The following is a 6,870-nucleotide window of genomic DNA, read 5'->3' on the forward strand; positions in this document are numbered from 1 at the left end:
CAATAACTCCGTTTCTATTCTTTGCTAATCTAAAGGCTGGCGGGGGCAGGGGGTGCATTTCCGTGAAATCTTTCAATCCGCCCGCTTACTGGTTACACCTTTATAATCGATAGTATCCCGATAAATTTGTTCTCCTGCCAGCCGTTATGGAGAATCCCAACAACAATAATCTGTGGTATAATAAAAGGCTTCGGCATTTTGCTCACGAAAACAGGGCTGATATGACTAAAGCGGAAGCTTGCCTGTGGAAATATGTGCTTAGTGGACGCCGAATGTGTGGCGATCAATTTCGCCGGCAAAGACCGGTACTAAATTATATCGCTGATTTCATGTGCAAAGAGTGAGATTTGATGACGATGATGTTTTAACAGCGATCAATGGGGTATACTATCAGATAGAGGATTTTATTAGGGTTTTTGAACAAAAGTTCCACCCCCTGCCCCCAATGTCATTAACTTAAGGGCTAAATGGCACGTTGATCAGGTAGGCAGTAGAACCATCGATAGCCATCAGGCGAAATCCTTTCCAGCGTTTTACTTCCTGCTGATAACATTCATAAAAGCTTTTCACCAGCACACTGTTCCACAACGTGAAAAAACTGTAATCAAGCTTCTGCCTTTGTTTACTTAAAGCAGCCTTACTGGCACAGGCCTGACCAGGATAATAGCTTTGAAAGAAATCTTCCAATTCAACACTAAGGCTTCGCTTTAATAAGCTGATAATCAAATACACCATCCGTTCCAGGGGCAGTTTCCTGTTTTTTGTAAAAGCTTCCGGCGACGTGAAATGATGACGTAAAGAAGGATCTTCTTTCACCTGAACTAAAAAGGTCTTTAGCTTCTTAATTATTTCTAAGTTTGCTTCTCTCATAGGGGTATTGTTTCGAAGCTTAAAGAAACTGCTTTTGCAGTTTCTTTAAGCTATGGGTACCTGATTTTCCTTAAGTTAATGACATTGCCCCTGCCCCGCCAGTCAGGGAAAGTGTAACGCCTAAACGCGGTATCGTCTTAAAAAACATTTTCAGTTTTTAATTTGATCCAGTGGTGCCTTTACAATTTGTTTATTGTGCTGAACTGAGTGCTTTGTCTGTGAATATGTTTAATCATCCTCCAGCGCTTTGATAAACTTCCGGCCTGATCTGGCTGCAATTATCGAAAGTGGAATACCGATGCATACAATTAGAATTCCCATAGCAATAGCTTCCCCTTTATATGTAAACGGCTGAGGTGGTGTGGCCGATAAGGGTACTACTATAAATTTCATTACAAGCCAAACAAAAGCGCCGTACAGGATGCCAATCAGGATGTTGTTCTTGATGAACAAACGCATTTTTGGATAGAGAGTGAAGAATAGAAATGTAAAGGCCAGTGCAATGACATAATGAAAAATAAGCCCTGCAATGATCATGGGCACACCGCCGCTGAACGCTTTAGTTCCAAATACTCCGCTTGCTATAAATTTAAAAACCACTGAGGGCTCTTTACTGGTGTTTATAAAAAATTGCAGGCATGCAGCAAGGATATCAAGTGTTCCCACGAGTAATCCCGCCTTTAAGATCTGGTTCAAATTTTTCATATTGATATTGTTGTTGGCCTGCCTGCCGGCAGGCAGGTTGTTCGTTGGTTAGTTGTTAGACTGATCGGATAGGCAAACGTACCGCGACCCGGTAATCCAAATAATCTCTATCGTCTGTTTGCAGCGTTTAGATCTAACAACTAACAACTAACCAACCAACTAACTACTAGCAGTCGAATTATAACACATCCTGCACCTTGGTTCGTAACTTTCCTTTTCACCGAGAAGTATCTTTGCTTCGCTTGCAGCGGTTCTGTATGAATAGGTAGCAGGTCCACCACATTGAACGCATACGGCGTGTACTTTGGTTACAAGTTCGGCGATTGACATTAAAGCAGGCACCGGACCAAATGGTTTCCCCTGAAAATCCATATCCAGCCCCGCTATAACCACCCGGATACCCCGGTTTGCAAGCTTATTACAAACATCCGGAAGTTCCTCATCAAAAAATTGTGCTTCATCAATTCCCACAACCTCAATGTTCGCTCCAAGCAGAAGGATAGAGTTCGCACTTTCAACAGGAGTAGAGTGAATGGAATTAAGGTCGTGAGATACCACCGATGTTTCATCGTAGCGGGTGTCTGTCTTGGGCTTAAAAATCTCTACATTCAGCCTGGCAATCTGAGCTCTCCTCAGCCTCCTGATCAACTCTTCTGTCTTTCCCGAAAACATGGATCCGCATATAACTTCTATACTTCCGCCAAGTTCTTTTCTCCGTTTAAAATTGTGCTCACTGAATAACATTGTATGCTTTTATCGTTTTGTTTATGGTGCCTAATATCTGAATTTTCATTTGATTATAGATTGTTTTTTAATGGCAATGAATCTATCATGAGCATGTAGGTAATGGTTTGTGTGCGGCATGCTCATGATGGTTTCATTTGAATTAAATTTGTTTTTTAAGGGTAATGAACCTGCCTGCCTACCGGCAGGCTACTCCAGCTTCCATTAGAAATAATGCGTTATTGTATTATCTTTGAAATATCGATATAATGCCTTGGCGGGCAAATTATTGACATGATCAGTCTGCCTACCGCCGCAGGCATATTTTAATAGCAATGAATAAGAAGGAAATCTTAAAAAAAGTTGGAGGTATACTTACGGAGTTAAATGAGCAGTATGACTATCTCTCTCAAAGTCCCGATAACCATAACGAATTAGAACTTGAGCTTTTTTCAGCAAATGCAAATTTCCTTTCGGATCATCTTTCAATTCTGGTTAAGCTGAACGACAGTACAGCGAAAACTAAAGAGCCTGCTAAAGCAGATCCCCCACCGGCTAAGGAACAGGTAGAATCTGAAGAGCCCGAACCTGTAGAAGCAAAAGTGGAAGAGCAGGTGCCGGATGCGGATGAAGTGGAGGCTGCGTCGGTTTGGAAATTCGAGCTGGAAGAGGAGCCCGTCATGCCAGTCGAATTTGAAGACAAGGGAACTGATGCGCTTTTTGATAACCTCTTAACCGAGGAAGAAAAGAGAATCATAGACGAAAATACTAGGCTTAAGACGGTAGAAGATGAAGAGTATATCGATTTTGAGGAAGAAACGCACGATGAATTTGAGGAAGTGCTAATTGAAGTACAAGAAGAGCCTGAGGAAGATGTCCATGTTAAAGAGGTAGTTATCTCTGAGCGGACGATAGCTGTTCCGATAGAGGCTTCAGGAGAGGAAAACCCGATTCCAACGGTCAACGACCTTCTGTCCAAAAATATCACTCAGGAAACTGTTGCAAGCCAGTTTAATTTCAGACAGAACAAGGATTTAAAAGGTATGATAAGCCTCAATGACAAGCTTCTATTTGTGCGGGATCTTTTTAACGGATATAGCCTGGCGTATAGTGAAGCTCTGGATCTTTTAAACAGGTTCGACAACTTTGAAGCGGCGGATAATTTCCTTAAACAGAATTATGCCTCTAAAAATAATTGGGGGTCTAAACAGGATGTTGCTGATAAATTTTACGAGGTGCTTAATCGCCGGTTCTCTAAATAATCCCCATTCTGTTTGAATCCAGCTTAAGCAGGATAAATAGCAATATCGTAAAGCTCCATAGTGAGGACCCTCCATAACTTAAAAATGGGAGCGGTATCCCGATTACCGGGATCAACCCAATCGTCATCCCTATATTGATAAAGAAGTGGAAGAAAAGGATTGACGCTACACCGTATCCGTATATCCTTGAGAATGGCGAACGCTGTCGTTCCGCGATGATGACTACCCGTAAAAGAAGGAAAAGATAAAGTCCGATAACAACGAAACATCCGGCAAATCCCCATTCCTCACCAACAGTGCAAAAGATAAAATCGGTGCTTTGCTCTGGAACGAAGTTGTACTTCGTCTGAGTCCCCTGCAAATAGCCCTTGCCCCATAACCCTCCTGATCCGATAGCTATTTTTGATTGGTTCAGGTTATATCCGATGCCTCTTGGATCGTTCACCTTCCCAAGGATAACATCTATACGGTTTTTTTGATGCGGCTTCAGTATGCTATTATAGGCGAAGTCGACTGAAAATATAAACACGATTGAGAATACAAGTCCAACACCAATCACTGTTATCATATTCCGGTTTTTCCGAAACAAGTAGATCATCAACCCCGCGAACGCCACCACCCCAATGATTACAAAGTATTTGTTATAAAGAACGGTCAGGATAAAAAGTAAAATTGATAAGCCTTCAATTACCAGGAAATAGCCTGAAAGACCTTCCCGGTATAGGACTAATATTAAAGAGCTAAACGTAAGTGCTGAGCCCGCGTCAGGCTGTAAAAGGATCAGGGCGGTTGGGATCAATATTATAAATGCAGCTACCACTTGTGTTCTAAAATCCTGAACTTTAACGGTCCCTGAGCTCAGATATCGAGCTAGCAGCAAACATGTAGCAAATTTTGCAAACTCAGAAGGCTGTAGCCGGAAGCTGCCTATAGGGATCCAGGCCTGATTGCCTCCGACATTTCTTCCTATAACTAAAACCAGCACTAAAAGCACTAATGTTACCCCATAAAAGACGGGAGAAAAAGCGGTGAAAAACTTGCCTTCTAATAAAAGTATTACAAAGCCTATGATCACAGCAGAGATAATGAATATTAATTGTTTGCCGTAGTTTGTATCCAGGTCTATAATACTGGGATTCTCAGCATCGTAAACTGCTGCATGGATGTTGAACCAGCCAATGATGCATAAAGCAAGGTAGGTTAGTATTATAAACCAGTCAACATTAAAGAATACGCTCCGCTGGTTATTCATCTTGTTGTTGTTGGTGTAACGGCAAGCGGTTTTTTAGATTGATTTTTTGTTTTCACAGTATCAGGTGTACCTTTTTTAATAACCTTTGGTTTTGCCGCTACTCGCGGAAGGAGGTTTGCTTCCAGCAGCCTCTCCATATAGGAACCAGGCCGTGATATAGAATCAGTAAGATATTTTTCCACCATCAAACTCGCAATAGGGGCAGACCAGGTTGCTCCGAAGCCTGCATTCTCTACCACAACCGCTATGGCGATCTTAGGATTGTTCCTCGGAGCGAAAGCGACAAAAACCGAATGGTCTTCCCCGTGCGGATTCTGAACTGTACCTGTTTTGCCGCACATTTCAATATTTTCTATTTTAGAATAATACGCTGTTCCCCAGCCCTGATTCACCACATCGCTCATCCCCTGAATAACTACCTCAAAGTATTTTGAATCAATACCGGCGGTATTTTTTACTGTAAATTCTTCTTTTACTACTTTCTTGTCGCCAATGCCCTTAATGAGATGGGGTTTGTAGAAGAAGCCCCGGTTGGCAACTATCGCCATCACATTTGCCATCTGTAGAGGTGTGATCCCTAATTCCCCCTGTCCAATCGACAAAGAGATGGTATAAGATGAACCCCATTTATCGCTCCTAAAACGTTTAGTATATAATTCGTCTGTGGGTAATAGCCCTTTGCGCTCCCCGGGAAGGTCGATTTCCAGCGGGCTTCCAATGCCGAATGCAGCGACAGCATTACGCCACCTTTTGTATGCATTGACAGGCCTCATACCTGCGTGGTCGATCATTTTGGAGTACGTGTAGCCATAGTAGGTATTGCAAGACTCTCTGATGGATCCTCTAAGGTCAATCGATCCGTGAACGTGGGTGCAGCCCATCCATCCGCGACGGCCATATCTGTAACCACCCGGACAAAAGAAAAAGGTCTTATCATTGATCAGGCCGAACTGCTGAGCAACAAGGGCGTTGACAACTTTAAAGATAGAGCCCGGCGGATATTCAGCCTGTATAGGACGAACAAACATTGGTTTGTAGGTATCGTTAAGCAAGGCCATGTAATTGTTGCCCCGCTGGCGGCCCACCATGAGGTTGGGGTCGTATCCCGGACTACTGACAAAAGACAGGATCTCACCGGTTGCAGGCTCGATGGCAACAATGCTACCGATCTTATTAATCATGAGCTTCTCGCCAAGCCTTTGCAGTTCCTTATCGAGAGACGAAATCATGTGTTCCCCAGAGACCGCAACCGTATCGTATTTTCCGTCCGCATAATGGCCCTTTGGCCTGTTAAGGGCATCAACCATTAGATTCTGTACACCACGCTGACCACGTAACAGGTCTTCATAGGATTTTTCTACCCCCGTAATGCCGAGGTAATCACCCAGATTATAGAAGCCGCTTGATTTATCTATTGCGTTTTGATTAACCTCGCCAATATATCCAAGGAAATGTGCGCCAATACTATCCGGGTAACGACGCACCGTTCTGGCTTGAACGAAAAAGCCGGGAAAATCAGATAGCCGTTCCTGAAAGGATGCGTAGATCTGAACAGAAAGCTGTTTTTCTAAAATTGAAGCTTTATAGGGCGAATAAGATCGTGCTTTTTTAAACTGGCGGTCAAATCTTACTTTGTCTATTCCAATAAGTTTGCAGAATTCAACGGTGTCAAAAGGCTTTACCTCGCGGGGGATGACCATTAGGTCATACACCGGTTCATTCTGAACCAGTATCCGTTCTTTGCGGTCGAGTATCACACCACGTGCGGGATATACAGGCAATCTCCGGATCACATTATTCTCAGCCGAAAGCATATACTCATCGCTGATCACCTGGATATAAAATAATCGAATGAGCAGAATGATCGCAATAGCAATAAATATTCCCTGCACAACGTACTTCCTGGCAAAAAAACTATTCATTAATATGTTATTATATTTTGGGTTATTACAGCGGGTAAAAAGAGCCTGTATTTTTTGCTTGAATCAGACCGTAAAAGTAATAAAGAATTATTCAAATTGGTTATTATACGCAGCAGATGGATTTTTGTTTTCTGTG

At 42.7% G+C, this 6,870-nt stretch carries 6 protein-coding genes; 1 reads left to right on the forward strand and 5 read right to left on the reverse strand.

Annotated elements, in window-relative coordinates:
- Positions 1-456: 456 nt before the first annotated feature.
- The 3 genes from WKF69_RS17840 to WKF69_RS17850 all read right to left on the reverse strand — a co-directional run bounded on the left by WKF69_RS17840 (position 457) and on the right by WKF69_RS17850 (position 2,319).
- Positions 457-870: a hypothetical protein gene (locus WKF69_RS17840; RefSeq protein WP_340383625.1), complete on the reverse strand. Its 414-nt coding sequence runs from the start codon at positions 868-870 to the stop codon at positions 457-459.
- A gap of 228 nt (positions 871-1,098) precedes the next feature.
- Positions 1,099-1,575, reverse strand: coding sequence for a hypothetical protein (locus WKF69_RS17845; RefSeq protein ID WP_340383627.1), 477 nt, complete (start codon positions 1,573-1,575; stop codon positions 1,099-1,101).
- Between the two features lie 159 nt (positions 1,576-1,734).
- The gene (locus tag WKF69_RS17850; RefSeq protein ID WP_340383629.1) at positions 1,735-2,319 is read right to left on the reverse strand and encodes a thymidine kinase; all 585 of its coding nucleotides are present in this window, start codon (positions 2,317-2,319) and stop codon (positions 1,735-1,737) included.
- A gap of 314 nt (positions 2,320-2,633) precedes the next feature.
- On the opposite strand from WKF69_RS17850, the gene WKF69_RS17855 reads away from it, so the two are divergent.
- On the forward strand, positions 2,634-3,560 hold the full coding sequence (locus tag WKF69_RS17855) for a hypothetical protein (RefSeq protein WP_340383631.1): 927 nt from the start codon (positions 2,634-2,636) through the stop codon (positions 3,558-3,560).
- Here WKF69_RS17855 and rodA read toward each other — a convergent pair.
- Together rodA and mrdA are read right to left on the reverse strand one after the other, a co-directional pair.
- A complete protein-coding gene (gene rodA, locus WKF69_RS17860; RefSeq protein WP_340383633.1) occupies positions 3,553-4,812 on the reverse strand; it encodes a rod shape-determining protein RodA in 1,260 nt (419 codons plus the stop codon). The genes WKF69_RS17855 and rodA overlap by 8 nt on opposite strands.
- Positions 4,809-6,734 (reverse strand): penicillin-binding protein 2, encoded by a 1,926-nt coding sequence (mrdA, locus tag WKF69_RS17865; protein ID WP_340383635.1) that lies wholly within the window; start codon positions 6,732-6,734, stop codon positions 4,809-4,811. The genes rodA and mrdA overlap by 4 nt, the downstream gene beginning before the upstream one ends.
- Between the last annotated feature and the right edge of the window lie 136 nt (positions 6,735-6,870).

It is taken from the genome of Daejeonella sp., assembly GCF_037719425.1.
Lineage (GTDB): Bacteria > Bacteroidota > Bacteroidia > Sphingobacteriales > Sphingobacteriaceae > Daejeonella.

What these genes read in the sequence shown, in the direction of transcription:
- mrdA (WP_340383635.1), bottom strand. Translation starts at nt 6,734, where the DNA reads ATGAATAGTTTTTTTGCCAGGAAGTACGTTGTGCAGGGAATATTTATT.
- WKF69_RS17850 (WP_340383629.1), bottom strand. Translation starts at nt 2,319, where the DNA reads ATGTTATTCAGTGAGCACAATTTTAAACGGAGAAAAGAACTTGGCGGA.
- WKF69_RS17855 (WP_340383631.1), top strand. Translation starts at nt 2,634, where the DNA reads ATGAATAAGAAGGAAATCTTAAAAAAAGTTGGAGGTATACTTACGGAG.
- rodA (WP_340383633.1), bottom strand. Translation starts at nt 4,812, where the DNA reads ATGAATAACCAGCGGAGCGTATTCTTTAATGTTGACTGGTTTATAATA.
- WKF69_RS17845 (WP_340383627.1), bottom strand. Translation starts at nt 1,575, where the DNA reads ATGAAAAATTTGAACCAGATCTTAAAGGCGGGATTACTCGTGGGAACA.
- WKF69_RS17840 (WP_340383625.1), bottom strand. Translation starts at nt 870, where the DNA reads ATGAGAGAAGCAAACTTAGAAATAATTAAGAAGCTAAAGACCTTTTTA.